The 18013-nt window shown below is 66.8% G+C and carries 19 protein-coding genes; 7 read left to right on the top strand and 12 right to left on the bottom strand.

Annotated features, from left to right (window positions below):
* Positions 1-27 precede the first annotated feature (27 nt).
* From gloA to HPA01S_RS01330, 4 genes are all read left to right on the top strand, one after another.
* On the top strand, positions 28-570 hold the full coding sequence (gloA, locus tag HPA01S_RS01345; protein WP_066265663.1) for a lactoylglutathione lyase: 543 nt from the start codon (positions 28-30) through the stop codon (positions 568-570).
* Entirely contained in the window at positions 567-1358 is a 792-nt protein-coding gene (locus HPA01S_RS01340) for a hydroxyacylglutathione hydrolase (RefSeq protein ID WP_066265661.1), read from the top strand. Before gloA ends, HPA01S_RS01340 begins: the two co-directional genes overlap by 4 nt.
* 63 nt (positions 1359-1421) lie before the next feature.
* Complete coding sequence (locus HPA01S_RS01335; protein WP_066265660.1) at positions 1422-2642, top strand: MFS transporter; 1221 nt, start codon at positions 1422-1424, stop codon at positions 2640-2642.
* 346 nt (positions 2643-2988) lie between these two features.
* Positions 2989-3345 carry a hypothetical protein gene (locus HPA01S_RS01330; RefSeq protein ID WP_066265659.1) on the top strand — a complete coding sequence of 119 codons (357 nt, stop codon included), beginning with the start codon at positions 2989-2991 and terminating at the stop codon, positions 3343-3345.
* A gap of 474 nt (positions 3346-3819) precedes the next feature.
* Here the strand turns inward: HPA01S_RS01330 and HPA01S_RS22940 are convergent, their stop codons facing one another.
* The 4 genes from HPA01S_RS22940 to HPA01S_RS01315 all read right to left on the bottom strand — a co-directional run bounded on the left by HPA01S_RS22940 (position 3820) and on the right by HPA01S_RS01315 (position 7017).
* Entirely contained in the window at positions 3820-4050 is a 231-nt protein-coding gene (locus HPA01S_RS22940; protein WP_157084856.1) for a hypothetical protein, read from the bottom strand.
* 159 nt (positions 4051-4209) lie between these two features.
* A complete protein-coding gene (gene rpoN, locus HPA01S_RS01325) occupies positions 4210-5625 on the bottom strand; it encodes an RNA polymerase factor sigma-54 (protein WP_306307099.1) in 1416 nt (471 codons plus the stop codon).
* 202 nt (positions 5626-5827) lie between these two features.
* Positions 5828-6370 carry an MgtC/SapB family protein gene (locus tag HPA01S_RS01320; protein ID WP_066265657.1) on the bottom strand — a complete coding sequence of 181 codons (543 nt, stop codon included), beginning with the start codon at positions 6368-6370 and terminating at the stop codon, positions 5828-5830.
* A 38-nt stretch (positions 6371-6408) separates the two neighbouring features.
* Positions 6409-7017: an outer membrane beta-barrel protein gene (locus HPA01S_RS01315; RefSeq protein ID WP_066265655.1), complete on the bottom strand. Its 609-nt coding sequence runs from the start codon at positions 7015-7017 to the stop codon at positions 6409-6411.
* Positions 7018-7324: 307 nt separating this feature from the next.
* On the opposite strand from HPA01S_RS01315, the gene HPA01S_RS01310 reads away from it, so the two are divergent.
* Complete coding sequence (locus HPA01S_RS01310) at positions 7325-7780, top strand: PA2169 family four-helix-bundle protein (protein ID WP_066265653.1); 456 nt, start codon at positions 7325-7327, stop codon at positions 7778-7780.
* Between the two features lie 73 nt (positions 7781-7853).
* Here the strand turns inward: HPA01S_RS01310 and HPA01S_RS01305 are convergent, their stop codons facing one another.
* The 3 genes from HPA01S_RS01305 to HPA01S_RS01295 form a co-directional block, all read right to left on the bottom strand.
* Positions 7854-8108 carry a hypothetical protein gene (locus HPA01S_RS01305; protein WP_066265651.1) on the bottom strand — a complete coding sequence of 85 codons (255 nt, stop codon included), beginning with the start codon at positions 8106-8108 and terminating at the stop codon, positions 7854-7856.
* A 72-nt stretch (positions 8109-8180) separates the two neighbouring features.
* Entirely contained in the window at positions 8181-9596 is a 1416-nt protein-coding gene (locus HPA01S_RS01300) for a sigma-54-dependent transcriptional regulator (RefSeq protein ID WP_066265646.1), read from the bottom strand.
* Between the two features lie 226 nt (positions 9597-9822).
* A complete protein-coding gene (locus HPA01S_RS01295) occupies positions 9823-10080 on the bottom strand; it encodes a hypothetical protein (RefSeq protein ID WP_157084855.1) in 258 nt (85 codons plus the stop codon).
* 151 nt (positions 10081-10231) lie between these two features.
* Between HPA01S_RS01295 and HPA01S_RS01290 the strand changes: the two genes are divergently transcribed.
* A complete protein-coding gene (locus HPA01S_RS01290; RefSeq protein WP_066265637.1) occupies positions 10232-10972 on the top strand; it encodes a Crp/Fnr family transcriptional regulator in 741 nt (246 codons plus the stop codon).
* A 10-nt stretch (positions 10973-10982) separates the two neighbouring features.
* A complete protein-coding gene (locus HPA01S_RS01285; RefSeq protein WP_066265632.1) occupies positions 10983-11318 on the top strand; it encodes a hypothetical protein in 336 nt (111 codons plus the stop codon).
* Positions 11319-11357: 39 nt separating this feature from the next.
* On the opposite strand, the gene ku is transcribed toward HPA01S_RS01285, so the two are convergent.
* From ku to HPA01S_RS01260, 5 genes are all read right to left on the bottom strand, one after another.
* A complete protein-coding gene (gene ku, locus HPA01S_RS01280) occupies positions 11358-12287 on the bottom strand; it encodes a non-homologous end joining protein Ku (protein WP_066265630.1) in 930 nt (309 codons plus the stop codon).
* 13 nt (positions 12288-12300) lie between these two features.
* Positions 12301-14937, bottom strand: coding sequence for a DNA ligase D (gene ligD / locus HPA01S_RS01275; protein ID WP_066265625.1), 2637 nt, complete (start codon positions 14935-14937; stop codon positions 12301-12303).
* A gap of 193 nt (positions 14938-15130) precedes the next feature.
* Positions 15131-16642, bottom strand: a complete 1512-nt coding sequence (locus tag HPA01S_RS01270) for a tripartite tricarboxylate transporter permease (RefSeq protein WP_066265623.1) — start codon at positions 16640-16642, stop codon at positions 15131-15133.
* 16 nt (positions 16643-16658) lie between these two features.
* Positions 16659-17147: a tripartite tricarboxylate transporter TctB family protein gene (locus tag HPA01S_RS01265; RefSeq protein WP_066265622.1), complete on the bottom strand. Its 489-nt coding sequence runs from the start codon at positions 17145-17147 to the stop codon at positions 16659-16661.
* 138 nt (positions 17148-17285) lie between these two features.
* Positions 17286-17966: an ankyrin repeat domain-containing protein gene (locus tag HPA01S_RS01260; RefSeq protein ID WP_066266175.1), complete on the bottom strand. Its 681-nt coding sequence runs from the start codon at positions 17964-17966 to the stop codon at positions 17286-17288.
* Between the last annotated feature and the right edge of the window lie 47 nt (positions 17967-18013).

The following is an 18013-nucleotide window of genomic DNA, read 5'->3' as shown; positions in this document are numbered from 1 at the left end:
TTTTTATCCAGAAACCTGTCTTCATCCATGACGTTCACCACAGAGATACAGCCCGGCGTTGCCGAGCAGGTTGCCCCCGAAACCCGGGGATTCGTGTTCAACCACAGCATGCTGCGCGTGAAAGACCCGGCCGTCTCGCTCGACTTCTACACCCGCGTGATGGGCATGCGACTGCTGCGCAAGCTCGACTTTCCCGAGATGAAGTTCTCGCTGTTTTTCCTGCACCGCGCGGAAGAGGGCGAGACCATTCCCGAAGACGCGGGCGAGCGCACCGCCTGGACCTTTGCCCAGCGCGGCCTGCTTGAACTCACGCACAACTGGGGAACCGAGAGCGACCCCGCCTTCAAGTACCACGACGGCAATGCGCAGCCACAAGGCTTCGGCCACATCTGCTTCTCCGTGCCCGACCTGGACGCCGCCGTGGCCTGGTTCGACAGCCATGGCGTCACCTACGTGAAGCGCCCCGACCAGGGCAAGATGAAAGACGTGGCCTTCATCAAGGACCCCGACGGCTACTGGATCGAAATCCTCGAACCCGGCCGCCTGCAAGCACTGGGCCTGAACGCATGATCGTCGAGCGCATCTGGACCGGCAACGCCTACCGGAACTACAACTACCTGATCGCCTGCCCCGAGACTGGGGAGGCGCTGGCCATCGACCCGCTCGACCACGAGAAGACCCTCAACACCGCCAAGGCCAAGGGCTGGCGCATCACCCAGGTGCTGAACACGCACGAGCACCACGACCACATCGGCGGCAACGCGCAAGTCATCGCCGCCACCGGTGCCAAGCTGATCGCGCACGAAAAATCGGGCGGCAAGATCTCGGGGGTGGACCGCGGTGTGGGCGCGGGCGACATCATCAAGGTCGGCAAGACGGTCGAGCTTGAATGCCTGGACACGCCCGGCCACACGCTGTGCCACATCTGCCTGCTGTCGCACACCGAGAAGCCCGCGCTGTTCTCCGGTGACACCTTGTTCAACGCCGGCGCTGGCAACGTGCACAACGGCGGCAACGTCGATGCCCTGTACGACACCTTCAGCCGCCAGCTGGCACGCCTGCCCGACCACACCGAGCTGTACCCGGGCCACGACTACATCGAGAACAACCTGCGCTTCACGCTGGCGCGCGAGCCCGGCAACGGTGACGCGCAGGTCTTGCTCGACCAGGTGGTGAACCGCGACCCGGCCCGCATGCCCGTGACCACGCTGGGGCAGGAGAGGGCGGTCAACACCTTCATGCGCCTGGACAGCACGCGCCTGATCGAACAGCTGCGCAGCGACAGCCCGGACCTGCCGGCCGAGCCCGACGCCGCCACCGTGTTCCGGCGCTTGCGGGAGCTGCGCAACAGCTGGTGACGAGGCTGCGGCCACAATCCCGGTTTGGGGAGATCACCGTCTCCCATGGGATTTGCGACACGCATGACAAAAATCGTTGACATCGCGGCACCGCCACAAGGCGCGCGTGCCGTGCCACGCAGCGTCTGGGCGCTGGGCTTCGTCTCCATGTTCATGGACATCTCTTCGGAGATGGTGCATGCGCTGCTGCCGCTCTACATGGTGGCGGTGCTCGGCACCTCGGTGCTGGCGGTCGGCCTGATCGAGGGCATTGCCGAAGCCACCGCCTCCATGGTGAAAGTGTTCTCCGGCGCGCTCAGCGACCGGCTCGGCAAGCGCAAGTTGCTCGCCGTGGTCGGTTACGGCCTGGGCGCCTTGACCAAGCCGGTGTTTCCGCTCGCCACCGGGCTGGAGTGGCTGGTGGGCGCGCGTTTCGTGGACCGCATCGGCAAAGGCATTCGCGGTGCGCCGCGCGATGCGCTGGTGGCCGACGTGACACCACCCGAACTGCGTGGCGCGGCCTACGGCCTGCGCCAGACCCTGGACACCATCGGCGCCTTCACCGGGCCGCTGCTGGCCATGGGCCTCATGTGGTGGACCGCGAACAACTACCAGCTGGTGTTCTGGTTCGCGGTGCTGCCTGCCTTCATCGCAGTGCTGGTGCTGGTGCTGTGGGTACGCGAGCCGGCCCGGCCCGTGGCCGCACAGCCGCGCCGCTGGCCCTTGCGCCGCAGCGAGCTGGGGCGCCTGGGTGCGGCTTACTGGTGGGTGGTCGGTATCGGCCTGGTGTTCACGCTGGCGCGTTTCAGCGAGGCCTTTCTGATCCTGCGCGGGCAGTCCGCCGGGCTGGAGCCCATGTGGGCACCGGCGGTGCTGGTGGTGATGGGCGTGGCGTATTCGCTGTCGGCCTACCCGGCCGGCGCTTTGTCCGACCGCATGCGCCGCCTCGACGTGTTGCTGATCGGCCTGACGCTGCTGATCGCCGCCGATCTGGTGCTGGCCTTCGTGCCGGGCCTGGTGGGCCTGGGCATCGGCGTGGCGCTGTGGGGCCTGCACATGGGCTTCACCCAGGGACTGTTCAACGCCTTGATTGCCGACAGTGCACCCGCCGAACTGCGCGGCACCGCCTTCGGCATGTTCCACCTGCTGACGGGGGTGGCCCTGTTGCTGGCCAGCCTGATCGCGGGCGCCCTCTGGGACGCGTTCGGCTTCCAGGCCACGTTCGCGGTGGGCGCCGGCTGCGCCGCGCTGACGGCGGTGGGCCTGCTGGTGCTGCGGGCGCGTGAACCGCGCGGCCAGCACTGAGGGAAAAGCCGCGCGCAGGTTGCCCACAGCGACTGTGCCCAAGCTTGTGGATAAGCGCAGGGACAACTGCCGCATCGCACGGCCCGCCTGGCTTGGCGGCCGGTGCCTTAAAAACGGGCAGGCGTCATTCGGGGGCATCGGGCGTGCCCTCGCTGTGTCCGGAGGCAGCCTCGGTGGCATGTGTGGCTGATTGAATGTGGACGGGGCAGGGCACAGCGCACGCCACCCGCGCCAGTACCAGGCCGAGATGGCATTTGTCATCTGCCGCCTTTCCGCCTGCAACGTCTGCTTGCCATGCGCGGCGCAGAGTGAAATCATTCCAACTCCACTCTGCAGAAAGCGGAACATGTCAAACAACCTCCCGTCTCTCCTGATCGTTGATGCCATGGTGGGCGCCACGGCGTACACACCGCCACACCACGAGGCGCTCGACGCGGCGCTTTCGGCGGCGGCCATGGACCATGTGCGGCGCGCGCAGGTCGACATCTACTGCAGCCACAACCACGAGGCCATCTCGGCCATCCGCGAGGCTCGAGACGCCGTGCTGGCCACCCCGGCCGTCAGCGTCGGCGGCACCCTGGTCGCACTCGACGAAGCCGCTTGGTACACCCGCCACAACGACTTCGTGCACGCCGAAGAAGCGCTGGAAGTGGCGTTGGACCGGATGAAGGCGATGAAAGGCCCGGCCCGGCGACTGGTGTGAGGCAGAGAACCGAAGGAGCCATCGCGGTCACGGCCCTGGAGTGGCGTGGCCGCGATGTGCATGCAACCACGCGGCGTCGAAGCAGGCGGATGCTGCAGACCAACGCACTTTGATCTGTTCCCTTGGCTTCTTTAACTTTACATAATATACATCGTGGAATATCAATGGTGCCACTTCAGGAAGCACCACTGCGGCCCGGAACCCTTACGGGACATGCCCTTCGGTCCAAAGCCCTGCAAGGCCGCCGGTGCTTCTCGGCACTGCAGCGCTCAGCCATGGCGCAGGCAGAACGCGTTCGATGGTGGCGGCGGTGTCGAGTGCGCGAACGTGGCCTGCAGTCCGGCGGCAAAGCTGGCGACCGTCGAGCTTCTCAGTGATACGTAGACACACTCGTGCTGCAGACAGGCGCGTCGCGTGGCGACGACCGACTCCCGGTCACGGCTTCGTGCCGGCGGTATTCGCCACCCGCATGGTTCACCATGGCCCGAATGGCTTTGTTGGGGCCCGGGCGCCCGCCCAAATACAGCAGTTTGCGGCCACTGAGTTGGATTCGGCCGAGAGCACGGCCGCTTCCGTTGCCTCGCGGCGTTCTGCCTGCTGCATCAGCGCCAGGGACAGCGACTCGGCGCGCTCCCGTTCTGCCTTGGCGTTTTCCAGCAGCGTCGCCTGCAAAGCCCAGGAATGCGCCACGGCTTGCACCTGCATGCGCAGGAAGCCGACTTCTGCCGCGTCGTGTTCCCGCCGTGCGGCCGCCTGGTCGAGCAGCGGTGCGTTGGCCCGGATGCATCGGTGCGGTGTTCGCGTTCGCGCCGCCGGCTTACATGTGTGGGCAATACCGGCAAGTCCGCGCCGGTGCGTGCCGCGTCAGTGCCGGCGGCGGCCGACCGCGTCGATGCGCAGCATCTGGCGGTACTTGGTCACCGTGCGGCGTGCCACCACCAAGCCTTGCTGCGCCAACTGTTCGGTGATCTTGGCGTCCGACAGCGGATGGTCGGCCAGCTCGGCTTCGATGATGTCCTGGATCAGGCCGCGAATGGCGGTGCCCGAACAGGCACTGCCGTTGGCGCTGAGCAGGGTTCGCGAGAAAAAATGCTTGAGTTCGTAGACGCCGGTTGGCGTGGCCATGTACTTGTTGTTGGTCACACGCGAAACCGTGGACTCGTGCACGCCGATTTCATCGGCAATCTCCTTCAGGCCCAGTGGCTTCATGGCCATGGCGCCGAATTCGAGGAAGTGCCGCTGGCGCTGCACGATGGCCTGGGCCACCGCCAGGATGGTCGAGAAACGTTGTTCGACGTTGCGCATGGTCCAGCGCGCTTCCTGCAGGTGGGCGCCCATCTCGGCGTTGTCCTCCGAGCGGTGGCGCTGGAACAGTTTGACGTAGTCGTCGTTCATTCGCACCTTGGGCACCACCGCCGGGTTGAGCTGCACTGCCCATTCGCCGCGCACGCGGGCCACCAGCACGTCGGGCACCACGTAGTCAACGCGCGAAGCACCCAGTTGCCAGCCCGGGTGCGGGTCCAGGTGGCGAATGCGGTCGCATGCCGCCTGCACGTCGCGCGGCAGGCGGCCCAGCTCGCTGGCGAGCGCGGAAACGTCGCGCGAGGTCAGCCGCGCCAGGTGGTCCTGCACCACGGTGCGGGCCGTTGCTCGCATCTGCGGGCATTCGATTTCATCGAGCTGCAGCAGCAGGCATTCCTGCAGGCTGCGCGCACCTACGCCGGCCGGGTCCAGGGATTGCACGGTCGCCAGCGCGTCTTCCATGTCGTGCAGCGAGGCGGCCGGGCTCAGTGCTTCGATGCCTTGCAGTTCCGACAACGGCGTGCGCAGATAACCGTCGTCGTCCAGCGACTCGACGACCACACGCGCCAGCGCGAGTTCACGGTCGGACAGCTTCAGCGTGTTGAGCTGCACATGCAGGTGCGCGTTGAGCGGTGTGTCCGCGGCCACCCAGTCGAGTGCGGAGGTCGTGCTGCTGTCGCTGCCCACGCGCGGCGCGGCGCCATCGGCCAGCCACAAGGCGCGGTCGTTCTCCAGCTCGAAGGGTTGTGTGCGCGCCTCTTCGGCGTCCATCTCCGAGGGTCCGGTACCGGCCGACGCCCTGCCCTCGTCCAGTTCGTCTTCCCACTCCAGGAAGGGGTTGCGGCCGAGCACGTCGCGCACGGCGATGCCGAAGTCCATCGACGACATCTGCAGCAGGCGCACCGCGTGTTGCAGGCGTGGCGAAATGCTCGGCTGCTGTCGCGTCTCTGCGCGGTTGTTCATGGTGATCACGGGCATCTCCTCTGGCGGTTGCAGGGTGTGATGGTGCGTTGCACATCCACGTGAACATGGTGACGCAATCAACGTGCCGGTGCGTGTCGGGACACAAATTCAAACAATACCGCGGGGCGCGTTGCCCACGCTTGCGTGGACTGGCCTCGTTGTTGCCGAAAAAATTGCCGAAAGCGTGACGAAGCCAGGCGCAACTGCAAGGCGCAACTCAATGCCCGCTGTCGTCGTTGGCGTCGTGTTTGTGTTGCCGGTCGTCTTCGCTGCGCTGCCCGCGCTGGCCTCGCTGGTGGCCCATGCGCCGCAGCCAGCCCAGCACCACCAGCATGAAGGTGGTGGCCACCGCGGCCGTGCCGGTGTGGCCGAGACCGGCGGCGATGCCCACGGCGGCCGTGGCCCAGATGGTGGCCGCGGTGGTCAGGCCGTGAATGCGGCCTTCATCGCTGTTCTTCAACACGGCCCCCGCACCGAGGAAGCCAATGCCCGACACCAGACCTTGCAGCACACGGCTGAGTTGTTCGTCGTTCATGCCGGCTTCCTGCGGCACCAGCACGAACAAGGCCGCCCCCAGCGCCACCAGCATGTGGGTGCGCAGGCCGGCCTCGGCGTCGCGCCGTTCGCGGTCCCAGCCGATGATGGCGCCCAGAACGAGTGCCATGAACAAGCGCCACACCATGCGTGTGGTCTGCTCCACCTCCCAGTAGCTTTCGATCTCCGCCTGCAGCGTGCTGAAGACGGTTTGCGTGATGGACATGAGGTGTCACGCCGGCCCGGCGCGGCCCGGCGATTCGATCAGAACCGGTGTACGTAGCCGATGCTGGTGGTGTCAACCTGGCGCTTGCCCACGCCCGCGAAGCGCAGGTCGTAGCGGGCCCATTCCAGCACGATGGACGAACGCGGCGACAGATCGAAGCCGACGCCCGCGCCGTACGAGGCTTCCCAGCCACTGGCCTTGCCCGTCGGGATGCCCGAGAGTGCGCTGGCCGTGACTTCGGTGCGGCCGTAAACGGTGCCGACCTTGCCGAACAGGCTCACGCGCGAGCCGCCCAACGGCAGACGCCCCACCAGGCTGAGGTTGATGCCTTGCGCTTCCGTGCGGCCACCGCCGCGCTTGGCCTTGCCGAGGCTCACGTAGCCGATCTCCGCGCCGAAGTACGGGTTGAACATGCCACCGGTGTAGAGGTAGGCCGAGGTGGTGTTGTCCGAGCAGCTGAAACCGCCCAGCCCGCAGCTGTTTTCATAGTCGGGTTGACCGACGTTGATGCCGATGTAGCCGCTGTGGGAATACGGGATGACCGAGTAGCCGCTGCTCGCGCTGGACTGGGCAGACGCACCGCAGGCGAATGCAAGGCCGAGGCTTGCAACGGCTGCGATTTTGAGGGGGTGGAAGAGGTGCTTCATGTTGGCTCCTGTCTTGTTGGTGGGGCGTGGAATGGGAAGAAGGGAGTGCCACTCCACTGCAATGGCGAATGCGGCAAGTCCCGGTTGTCATCGGGCAAATGACATGCCCGATGTGGGCGGTTGCGCCGTATGGGTTGCCGCACGGTTGCGGCAAAAGTTGCTGCAAAGCACTGGTGAAGCGCGTGGCTGCCGTGCAGCGCCGCCGCTGGAAGCGGGTATGCCATGTGCCCCATGGGGTGGTCTGGCCTGTGAGCCTTGGGGCAAGCCAGGTCGACGTCCAATCCATGTCGCGAAGGAAGGAGTTCTCATGAAAGACAAGCACACCATCAACACGCTGAACAACCTTATCGAAACCTGCAAGGACGGCGAATACGGCTTTCAGGCCAGTGCCGAGCACGCGCAGGATCCGCGCATCCAGCAGCTGTTCCAGTCGCGCGCACGGGATTGCCGTGAAGCCGCGGCCGAACTGCAGACCCTGGTGATGCAACACGGCGGCAAGCCGGAAGACAGCGGCACCGCCACGGGCAAGGTGCACCGCGGCTGGGTTGCGGTGATGGGCTCACTGGCCGGCTACACCGACCTGGCCATGCTGGAGGAAACCGAGCGCGGCGAGGATGCCGCCCTCGCCCGTTACCGCGCGGCCCTCAAGGAAGATTTGCCGGCGGGCGTGGCGAGCATCGTGGAAGCGCAGATGCAAGGCGTGCAGCGCAACCACGACCAGATCAAGTCGCTGCGCGACCAGGTCCGGGCCACCACGGTCTGAGCTCGGCCACATGGTCCTCGGCCGCTGCGCGCGGCCCAACCAAGGCCCGCGTCATCGCGGGCTTTTTTGTGTGTCAGCGATGCGGCGTACCGTGGCCGCCTTCGGGGTGGCGGGCCGCCCACTCGGCATCGCTGTGGCCATCACCCACCGGGTCGGCCGATTCGTCCTCGACCTCACGGCCTTCGCGGTGCGCAGCAGGGGCCGGCACGGGGTCGGCGCTCAGCAAGGCACAGGGCGCGTGATGCGCATGCGTCGCTGCTGCCGCCGCCGCGTCGCGGCTGGCGATGGGGGCAGCACCTTCCAGCACGCAGGGTTTTTTGTCGCTCATGGGCACTCCTTCCGTCAACGGTCCGGCACGGTCCGCATGCCCCGTGAGCAAACGGTGTGCCTCCATCCACCATCAGGCCGATGTGCGGTCTTCCGCGCGCTCGTCGGTCGCGTAGAGCTTGAGGCGGTTGTAGAGGGTCTTCAGGCTGATGCCCAGCGTCGCCGCGGTGCGCTCCTTTTGGTGACCGTAGTGGCGAAGCGTGGCCAGGATGATGGCCTGCTCCGCCTGCGCCAGCGACACCCCCAGCGGGATGCGCAGCGACGCCTTGCTGTCTTCGTCCGGCGGCACCACCAGGATGCGCGCCGACGCCGGCATCGAGGGCACGCCGTTGCCGTGGCGGTGTGGCAGCCATTGCGCGTCGATGACGTCGCCGATGGCCATCACGTAGGCGCGCTGCACCGCGTTGCGCAGCTCGCGCACATTGCCCGGCCAGTCGTGCTGCTGCAATTGCTGCAGGGCGCCGGCCGAAAACGCCTTGGTCTTGCCTTCCTGCCGGCCGATGACTTCCAGAAAACGCTCGGCCAGCAGCGTCACGTCACCCATGCGGTCGCGCAGGGGCGGCAGGTCAATCGGGAACACGTTCAGGCGGTACATCAGGTCTTCACGCAGATGGCCGCTGGCCACCGCCTGCAGCGCGGGGCGGTTGGTGGCCGCGATGATGCGCACGTCGGTTTCCTGGCTCTGCGTGGCACCCACGCGCATGAAGCGCCCGGTTTCGAGCACGCGCAGCAGTTTGACCTGCAGGTCCAGCGGCATCTCGGTGATCTCGTCCAGGAACAAGGTGCCGCCGGCCGCGCGCTCAAAGAAGCCCTGGTGCTGGCGGTCTGCACCGGTGAAGCTCCCCTTCTCGTGGCCGAAGATTTCGCTCTCGATCAGGTTGGGCGAGATGGCGCCGCAGTTCACACCCAGGAGCGGCATCTTGCGGCGACGGCTCAGATCGTGGATGGTCTGCGCCACCACCTCCTTGCCGGTGCCGCTCTCGCCCGAGATGAACACCGTGACGCCGGTGCCCGCCACGCGGGAGACCTGCTCGTACACGCGCTGCATGTTGGGCGAACGCCCCCACAGCGGCCCGAAGGTGCCGGTGCTGGCCACGCCGGCCGCCAGGCTTTCCACCTCGGCCTTGAGCACCGCCGGTTTGGTGATGCGCGACAGGATGCCGCGCAGGTGCTTCACGTTGATGGGCTTGACCAGGTAGTCCACCGCGCCCAGGCGCAAGGCCAGCACGGAGGTGTCCAGGCTGGGGTGGCCGGTGATCAGCACCACCTCGGAATTCGACAGCAGCTCGGGATCGGAAAACAGGTCCATGCCGTTGCCGTCGGGCAATTGCAGGTCGAGCAAGACCAGGTCGGGGGACTGCAGCGCGAGCTGCTTGCGGGCGTCGCGCAGCGAATGCGCGGTGGCCACTGTCATGTGTTCCAGCGCCAGCAGTTCGCTGAGCATGGAGGCCGAGTCCAGGTCGTCGTCCACCACCAGAGCGTGGCTCATGTTGCGCTCCTCGGGCAGCCGTATGCCGGCGCCAGGCGCAGGTAAAAGTGGCAGCAATCCAGGGGTTTCATGAGGGTCTTCCGTGCCGTGTTGTGGGTCGACATTCATGATGCCCACGGCCGCTCGCGCTTTGTGTAGGACAAAGCCGAACCTCGAAACCACACGTCAGGCGCCGCCGGTGGCGGGCCGTTTTCAGCAACTCAAAGCGTGCGTGCTGCTGAGGGCTTCACGCCCTTCCGATGATCGGTTGTGGCTGCGGCGGCGGGTCCTGCACCGGCGGCGTGGGCGTGTCGGGAAACTCGGGCTCGTCGATGTCCGGCGAGATCTCGGGCGGCACTGGCGGCACCTCGGGTGTGGGCTGCGGCACACCGGGTGTGTGGGCCCACTGGAAGCCCGCTTGTTGCGCGATGGCCCTCGCGGGGTGCGGCCACCAGTGCGGCGCCATCAAGGCAGAAGAAGGAGCTGTTGGGGGAGCAGTCTGCATGCGCGTGTTCCTTGTGAAGAGCTTCGATGCACCTCACGGGCAAGCAGCGTTCCCGCCTCGCCGAGATGTAAGTCTGTGTTGCTCGCAGCGACATGTGGCACGTCGTTTGCCACCAGGGGGCGTGACGACAAACCAATCAGGGAAACACACCATGCAACAGACCAGCCTGCCTTTCGACAACCTCCTGCTCAGCGGCCTCGGCGCCACCGAGTGGCAGCGGTGCCAGCCGCACCTGGAGCGCGTGGAGCTCACGCGAAACCAGTCACTGCACGAAGCGGGCGAAACGCCCTCCCACGCCTACTTCCCCACCTCGGCCTTGATCTCCATGATGCACCTCACCGAAACCGGTGCCTGCGTGGAATCGGCGGTGGTCGGCAACGACGGCATGCTGGGCGTGGGTGTGTTGCTGGGCGGCGGCTTCACCAGCAGCGGCGCGGTGGTGCAGCTGGCCGGGGACGCCTACCGCATGCCGGCAGCCACGCTGCGCGAGGAGTTCAGCCGCGGCGGCCCCTTGATGGGCATTCTGCTGCGCTACACCCAGTCCCTGTTGACGCAGGCCTCGCAACGCGCGGTGTGCATGCGCCACCACTCGGTGTCGCAGCAGGTGGCGTTCACGCTGCTGCAGCACCTGGACCGGATTGCGGGCGACGACCTGGTGATGACGCAGGAAGTGATTGCCCAGCGCCTGGGGGTGCGGCGCGAAGGTGTCACGCATTGCGCGCACCACTTCCAGAAGCTGGGCCTGATCCGTTATGCCCGCGGCCACATCACCGTGCTGGACCGCCCCGGCCTGGAAGGCCACGCCTGCGAGTGCTACGGCCTGCTGCGAGACGAGCAGAGCCGGTTGCTGCCGGAAACCCATCGGCACGATGCGGTGCTGATGGTCGCCTGAGGCACACCACATGCCCAAATCCCACGCGGATGCGAAGGCCGCCAAGCCATCGGCCTCGCGCGAGCCGCAGAGCCCGGCCAGCCTGGTGAGCCGCACGCCGCGCTCACCCGGCACGGGCCCCGCGACGTCGCAAGACGAGCACCTGGAACTGCCGCACGAGCGCGACCAGTCGCACAAGGTCACCGCGGTTGAGCCCGATGCCATGATCCAGCAGGCACACGAAGACTTGCGCAAGGGCCTGGTGGACACCGACATGCGCGCCACCCCCGGGCTGGACGCCGAGCAACGCCGGCGCCACGTGCCGGGCCCGGGCGGCCAAGGCCCGGCCGTGCCACGCAAGCGCTGAGCATCGCCCTCTTCCACCCAATCCACCTTCACGCCACCTTCACGCACGTTTGCGCGCCGCCGATTTCGCCGGCGCGCGCTTGCGGGCTGCAGCCCCGGTGGTTTTCGCCATCGCTTTGCCTGCAGGCTTGTCTTCCTTGCCAGTCGCCGTCGGCGCCCTGCCCTTGCCGCCACCCCGCCGTGCCAGGCTTTGCGCCAGCAGCGCGGTCAGGTCGACCACGTTCGAGCCCTCGGCCTCGGTGGCTTCGCTCTCCACCGGGGTCACGGTTTCGGTTTCGCCGGCGGCAATCTTTTTGTTCACCAACTGGTGCACCGCGTCGCTGAAGCGGTCGCTGTAGTCCTCCCAGACCCAGGGGGTGGTCATGTCCTGGATCAGCTGGGCCGCCATCTTCATCTCGGCCGGTTTCAGGCCGGCCGCGCTCTTGCCTTCGGCCGGCAGCTTGAGTTCATCGAGCGGGCGGATCTCGCTCGCCCAACGGATGGTGTTGAGCACCAGCGCCGCACCGGACGGCACCAGCGCCGCCAGATGTTCCTTGGTGTGGATCACCACGCGCGCAATGCCGATCACGCCGGCTTCGCGCATCGCCTCGCGCAGCAGCGCGTAGACCTTGTCGCCCTTGCCGATGGGTTCCAGGTAGTACGGCGTGTCCAGCAGCGTGAACGCAATCTCCGCCGCCTGCACGAAGGTCTCGATCTCGATCGACTGCGTGGCCTGCGGATAGGCCGACTTGATCTGCGCGTCGCTGAGCACCACGTAGTCACCATCGTCCTGCCTGATGCCCTTGACGATGTGCTCGCTCTGAATTTCCCGGCCGGTGCGCTTGTTGATGCGCTTGTAGCCCACCGGGTCCATCGAACGTTTGTCGAGCCAGTCGAAGTCGATGCCGACCTGTTGTGAGGCCGGGTACAAGGCCACCGGCACGTGCACCAGCCCGAAGCTGATGGCGCCTTTCCAGATGATGCGGGGCATGGTGTCTCTCTCCTCAGGTGGTGGTCTTGCCTTCGGCTGGCGCCTCGTAGCCCAGCGTGTCCATGGCTGCCCGCAGGCCGCGCGCGGCCCTGGCGTAACCCTGCCAGGGCGCGTTGCCCTGGTCGAGCCGCTCGTGCACGGTCTGCACGCGCCAGTGGTCGCCGCCGCGCAGCGAGGCGAGCTCGCTCCAGGCCACCGGCACCGAGATGCCCAGGCCCGGGCGCGCCCGCGCCGACCAGGCCGCCACGGTGGTGGCACCAGCGCCGTTGCGCAGGTAGTCGATGAAGATCTTGCCGACCCGGTTGCGGGGCCCGCTCCTGGCCACGAAGCGCTGCGGGATGGTCTGCGCCATGTGTTGCACCACGGCCCTGGAAAAACCCTTCACCGTGTCCCAGCCGTGCTGCTTGCGCAGCGGCACCACCACGTGCAGGCCTTTGCCGCCGCTGGTTTTCAGGAACGCCGGCAAGCCCAGCTCCCCCAGGAACGCATGCACCAGTTGAGCCGCCTCCTGCACTTGCGGCCAGGGCACGCCCTCGCCCGGGTCGAGGTCGAACACCAAACGATCAGGCTGGTCCAGCGCGCTGGTGACGGCGTTGAGCGTGTGCAGCTCCAGCACGTTCCACTGCGCAGCCGACAGCAGGCCACGTGCGCCCGTCACCTCGAACATGGGCGCTTTGCCCGGTACCGGGTCGCTGTCCACCTGGCGCAGGCCGGGCAGTCGGCCGGTCTCGCCGTGTTTCTGGAAAAACAGCTCGCCCGCCACACCGGACGGCGCACGCACCAGCGCCAGCGGCCGCCTGGCCAGGTGTTTCATCATCAGTTCACCGACCAGATCGTAGTAGCGCACCAGATCGATCTTGGTGGCGCCGGTGCTGGCATCGACCACCCGCTCGGGGTGTGTTACACGGGCGCGTTGCAGCAGGCTGGTGGGTGCTGCGGCGGTGCTGCGCGGCCGGGCCGTTGAAGCGTCGGTTTTCATGGCGGTCTCCCGAACGACGCGGCGTGCGTCGATGTCGCTGCGCAAGCCCTGAAACACCGCATGGCGCAGCCGGCCCGCGGCGGTCCAGTCGCCGAACGACACCTCGGCCACCAGTTGCGGGCGCACCCAATGGGGCTGCCCTCCGATATTGGCGCCCGGCGCAAACGGGCTGCTGCCGCGGGCTAGGGGGGCCAGCGTGTGCGTGAGGCTGGTCAACGTGTTCTGGTCGAAACCGGTGCCGACGTTGCCCACGTACTGCAGCACACCTTGTGCATCGTGCACACCGAGCAGCAACGAACCCAGGCCGCTGCGTGCGCCGCGCGGGCTGGTGTAGCCGCCGATCACGAACTCCTGGCGGTGGCCACACTTGAGCTTGATCCAGTCGCCCGAGCGCGCGGAGCGGTAGCTGGAACCCCGGCGCTTGGCGATCACGCCTTCCAGCCCCAGCCGGCAGGCGGAGGCGATCACGCTCTGTGGCGACGCGTCGAACACCGCGCTGAGGCGCACGCGGTCGTGCACGGGCGCCGCGTCGAGCAACCGTCCCAGCAGGGCTCGGCGCTGCTCCAGCGGCACGGCGCGCAGGTCGTGGCCCTGCGCGTACGGCAGGTCGAACAGGTAAAGCAAGACGTCGTCGGTGCGCGCGCTCTCGAACGAGCGCTGCAGCGCGCCGAAATCCGGCAGGCCCTTGTGGTTGAGCACCACGATCTCGCCGTCGTACCAGCCCGCCGGCAGGTCCATCTGTTCCAGCGCCTGGTGCAAGGCGCCGAGCCTGTCGCTCCAGTCCTGGCCGTTGCGCGTGAGCAGGCGCACGCCGCCGTCATCGTCGATGCGCACCAGCAGCCGGTAGCCGTCGAACTTGATCTCGTACAACCAGTCTGCGTGCTCGGCCGGTGGGCTGGACACCAGTGTGGCCAGTTGCGGCGCCAGCTGTTCCGGCAATGGCGCCGCGAGCGCTTCGGCTGGCAGCGCCATGCGTGCCGCTGTCGCGCGCGTGGGGGTATTGCTCTGAGCCGCACTGCCGCGCCGCGCGTGCGACAACGGCACCACCCTGGCCGCAGCCACCGCGTTTGCGGCGTTCGCGGCGGGCGCCAGGCCGAGCACACTGCCGGGTTGCTCGTCCACCACGCTGTAGGCCTCGGCCGGCCGCGCCAGGGCGTCCTTCTCCTTGATGAGCAGCCAGGCGGTCTGCCGCTCGCCCCTGCCCTTCATGCGCACCAGCGCCCAGCGGCCCTGCAGCTTGTGGCCGTGCAGCTCGAACTTGAGGTTGCCGTTGCGGTAACCCTGCTGTGCGTCACCCAGCGGCGTCCAGTGGCCGCTGTCCCACACGATCACCTTGCCCGCGCCGTACTGCCGGGCCGGCACCGTGCCCTCGAAGCCGGCGTAGGCCAGCGGATGGTCTTCCACCTGCACCGCCATGCGTTTGACGTGTGGGTCGTAGCTCGGCCCTTTGGGCACGGCCCAGCTTTTCAGGGTGCCGTCCAGTTCGAGGCGGAAGTCGTAGTGCAGGCTGCTGGCCCAGTGCTTTTGCACCACGAACACCAGCGCGTCCTTTTGGCTCGCCGCCTGGCCTCCCGCTTCGGGCTCGGGTGTGCGCGCGAAGTCGCGCTTGGCTCGGTAGTGCTGCAACGGGTCGGGCGTGCGCTTGGGCGGCGGGGTTTTGGCGGTGCTCATGGGCGCGGCCAACGGGGGAACGCGAGACTCGCGGACACCCGACAGGGGTCGCTGGAGGTCGGACAGGTGACCATGGTGCAACCCGCCCCCGCCATGGTCTGTGCGCTGGAGTACACCGCAGACGACAAAAAGCCCGGGCTGCTTGCGCGGCCCGGGCTGGTGTGAGGTGGACAGGGCGCGGGGCGCCCTGCCTTCACTCCTCGACGAAGGCTTCTTCGCGCTTCTTCTTGATCGAGGGCAGCAACACGATGATCAGCAACAGCGCGGCCACCGCCAGCAGGGATGCCGAGATCGGGCGCGTCGCGAACACCGACCAGTCACCACGCGAGATCAGCAGCGCGCGGCGCAGGTACTCTTCCATCATCGGGCCCAGGATGAAGCCCAGCAGCAAGGGTGCGGGTTCGCAGCCCAGCTTGATGAAGACGTAGCCGATCACACCGAACATCGCCACCATCCAGATGTCGAAGCTGTTGTTGTTGGTCGAGTACACACCGATGGCGCAGAACAGCACGATGGCTGGGAACAACCAGCGGTATGGCACCGACAGCAGCTTGATCCACATGCCGATCAGCGGCAGGTTGAGCACGATCAGCATCAGGTTGCCGATCCACATCGAGGCGATCAGGCCCCAGAACAGCTCGGGGTTGGAGGTCATCACCTGCGGGCCGGGCTGGATGTTGTGGATGGTCATTGCACCCACCATCAGCGCCATCACCGCGTTGGGCGGAATGCCCAGCGTCAGCAGCGGAATGAAGGAGGTCTGTGCACCGGCGTTGTTGGCCGACTCGGGGCCTGCCACACCGCGGATGTTGCCCTTGCCGAACGGCACTTCACCGGGCTTGAGCTTGATCTTCTTCTCGATCGTGTAGGCGGCAAAAGCCGACAGCAGCGCGCCGCCACCGGGCAGGATGCCCAGGGCCGAACCCAGCGCGGTGCCGCGCAGCACGGCCGGCGTCATGCGCTTGAAGTCTTCCTTGGTCGGCATCAGGCCGTGCACCTTGTCGGTGAACACCTGGCGTTCGTCTTCGGGTTGCGACAGGTTGTGGATGATTTCGCCGTAGCCGAACACGCCCATGGCGATCACCACGAAGCTGATGCCGTCGGTGAGTTCGGGGATGTCGAAGCTGAAACGGGCCACGCCCGAGTTCACGTCGGTGCCCACCAGACCCAGCAGCAGGCCCAGCACGATCATGGCCAGGGCCTTGAGCAGCGAGCCCGAGGCCAGCACCACGGCGCCGATCAGGCCGACGATCATCAGCGAGAAGTACTCGGCCGGGCCGAAGCTCAGCGCCACCTCGGTCAGCGGCGGCGCGAACGCCGCCAGCACCAGAGTGCCGACGCAACCGGCGAAGAACGAGCCCAGGCCGGCAGCCGCCAGCGCGGGGCCGGCTCGGCCCTTCTTGGCCATCTGGTGGCCGTCGATCACGGTCACCACCGACGAGGATTCGCCCGGCAGGTTCACCAGAATGGCGGTGGTCGAGCCACCGTACTGGGCACCGTAATAAATGCCGGCCAGCATGATCAGCGCCGCCACCGGGGGCAGGCCGTAGGTGGCGGGCAACAGCATGGCGATGGTGGCCACGGGGCCCACGCCCGGCAACACGCCGATCAGGGTGCCCAGCAGACAGCCGACCAGCGCGTACAGCAGGTTCTGGAAAGTGAAGGCGACACCGAAGCCCAGTGCCAGATGTTCAAAGAGTTCCATGAGAGTTGTCTCCGGCTCAGGCGGACAGGAACGCAGGCCACACCGGGAACTGCAGGTTCAGGGAGTACACGAAGGCGAAATAGCTGCCCAGCGCCAGGATGGTGCCCAGGACCAGCGATTCCTTGAGGCTGGAGCCCTGGCGGGCATAGCCGGAGATGATGACCAGCGCGTAGATCGCGACGAACATGCCGAAAGCTGGGATGCCCAGCGCGGGCACGCCCACCAGCAGCACGCCGAAGGCCACGTTGGCGCCGATGATGTAGCCCAGCGGTCGCCAGGCAAAGCGGCCGATCGGATCGCCGTCCTCGGCCTTGCTCTTGAACGACTGCAGCGTGATCGCCACGCCGAGAATCGACAGCACGATGCCGAGCAGGAGGGGGAAGTAACCTGGCCCCATGCGGGCTGCACTGCCAACCGTGAAGTTGGTTGCTCCGACGGCAAATGCAATGCCGACGATGGTGAACATGAGTCCAGAGAAAAAGTCTTTTTGACTTGCCAGTTTCATGGCGTCTCCTCAGTTTTGTGGGTGTGGCGCGATTTTGAGGCGCGCGGCCAACCCGGCGCATGTGGGTTTCACCTACGTGAACCAACTGTGTCGCCAACGCGGCATGGCGCACCGTGCAGGTGCGCCCCGCGCTTCAACTCACCACTTGCCCTTGGGCTGCTTGGCGCGCACCGCTGCGGCAATGAGTTCGGCCGCGGACGGCCGGTTGGCACGGTGGGCGAAGTCGATCGCCGTCAGCCCGAGCTGGTTGCGCAGCAGCGGGTCGGCGCCCTCCTCCAGCAGCAGCTTCACCACACCTGCGTTGCCGTACTGCGCCGCCATCATCAAGGGCGTCGTCTTGTTGGGCGACTCGGCGTCGATGTAAGCATGGTGTTCCAGCAGCAGCCGCACCATGGTGGCGCTGTCGTCACCGGGCCGGGAGGCGGCGTAGTGCAGCGGCGTCCAGCCGGTCTTGTTGACTTCGGCCTGGCGCGCAATCAGCTTGCGCGCCGCTTCCAGCTGGCCCTTGATGGCGGCCATCATCAGCGGGCTCTCGTCCTTGCTGTTGCGCAACTCCACGTCCACCTTCTTCTGCGCCACCAGGTAGTTCACCACGTTGGGAGCGCCATCGCGCAAGGCCAGGAACAGCGCGCCCTCGCCGTTCGGATTGCGGGTGTTGAGGTCAAACCCCCGCTGCGCCAGCTGCTGCAGGGCCGGCACGTCGTCGCGTTTGACGGCGATGAAGAAATCGTCGAAGGAACTGGCCTGCGCGAGCGAGCCCAACACCACGGATGCGGCCAACATCCATTTAAAAACAAAGATCTTTTTCAGGAATTTCATGTTTTGCATTAGATGTTGGTGAGGCTTTGCTTGCCGGTATTCCGATG

It is taken from the genome of Hydrogenophaga palleronii NBRC 102513, from assembly GCF_001571225.1.
Taxonomy (GTDB): Bacteria; Pseudomonadota; Gammaproteobacteria; order Burkholderiales; family Burkholderiaceae_C; genus Hydrogenophaga; species Hydrogenophaga palleronii.
The sequence above is the reverse complement of the archived record's forward strand: the minus strand, read 5'-3'. Positions and strand labels throughout refer to the sequence as shown.

What these genes read in the sequence shown, in the direction of transcription:
- HPA01S_RS01305 (WP_066265651.1), bottom strand. Translation starts at nt 8,108, where the DNA reads ATGAGCGACAAAAAACCCTGCGTGCTGGAAGGTGCTGCCCCCATCGCC.
- HPA01S_RS01340 (WP_066265661.1), top strand. Translation starts at nt 567, where the DNA reads ATGATCGTCGAGCGCATCTGGACCGGCAACGCCTACCGGAACTACAAC.
- gloA (WP_066265663.1), top strand. Translation starts at nt 28, where the DNA reads ATGACGTTCACCACAGAGATACAGCCCGGCGTTGCCGAGCAGGTTGCC.
- HPA01S_RS01260 (WP_066266175.1), bottom strand. Translation starts at nt 17,966, where the DNA reads ATGAAATTCCTGAAAAAGATCTTTGTTTTTAAATGGATGTTGGCCGCA.
- HPA01S_RS01330 (WP_066265659.1), top strand. Translation starts at nt 2,989, where the DNA reads ATGTCAAACAACCTCCCGTCTCTCCTGATCGTTGATGCCATGGTGGGC.
- HPA01S_RS01265 (WP_066265622.1), bottom strand. Translation starts at nt 17,147, where the DNA reads ATGAAACTGGCAAGTCAAAAAGACTTTTTCTCTGGACTCATGTTCACC.
- ligD (WP_066265625.1), bottom strand. Translation starts at nt 14,937, where the DNA reads ATGAGCACCGCCAAAACCCCGCCGCCCAAGCGCACGCCCGACCCGTTG.
- HPA01S_RS01335 (WP_066265660.1), top strand. Translation starts at nt 1,422, where the DNA reads ATGACAAAAATCGTTGACATCGCGGCACCGCCACAAGGCGCGCGTGCC.
- rpoN (WP_306307099.1), bottom strand. Translation starts at nt 5,625, where the DNA reads ATGCCCGTGATCACCATGAACAACCGCGCAGAGACGCGACAGCAGCCG.
- HPA01S_RS22940 (WP_157084856.1), bottom strand. Translation starts at nt 4,050, where the DNA reads ATGCAGGTGCAAGCCGTGGCGCATTCCTGGGCTTTGCAGGCGACGCTG.
- HPA01S_RS01285 (WP_066265632.1), top strand. Translation starts at nt 10,983, where the DNA reads ATGCCCAAATCCCACGCGGATGCGAAGGCCGCCAAGCCATCGGCCTCG.
- HPA01S_RS01315 (WP_066265655.1), bottom strand. Translation starts at nt 7,017, where the DNA reads ATGAAGCACCTCTTCCACCCCCTCAAAATCGCAGCCGTTGCAAGCCTC.
- HPA01S_RS01310 (WP_066265653.1), top strand. Translation starts at nt 7,325, where the DNA reads ATGAAAGACAAGCACACCATCAACACGCTGAACAACCTTATCGAAACC.
- HPA01S_RS01300 (WP_066265646.1), bottom strand. Translation starts at nt 9,596, where the DNA reads ATGAGCCACGCTCTGGTGGTGGACGACGACCTGGACTCGGCCTCCATG.
- ku (WP_066265630.1), bottom strand. Translation starts at nt 12,287, where the DNA reads ATGCCCCGCATCATCTGGAAAGGCGCCATCAGCTTCGGGCTGGTGCAC.
- HPA01S_RS01295 (WP_157084855.1), bottom strand. Translation starts at nt 10,080, where the DNA reads ATGCAGACTGCTCCCCCAACAGCTCCTTCTTCTGCCTTGATGGCGCCG.
- HPA01S_RS01270 (WP_066265623.1), bottom strand. Translation starts at nt 16,642, where the DNA reads ATGGAACTCTTTGAACATCTGGCACTGGGCTTCGGTGTCGCCTTCACT.
- HPA01S_RS01290 (WP_066265637.1), top strand. Translation starts at nt 10,232, where the DNA reads ATGCAACAGACCAGCCTGCCTTTCGACAACCTCCTGCTCAGCGGCCTC.
- HPA01S_RS01320 (WP_066265657.1), bottom strand. Translation starts at nt 6,370, where the DNA reads ATGTCCATCACGCAAACCGTCTTCAGCACGCTGCAGGCGGAGATCGAA.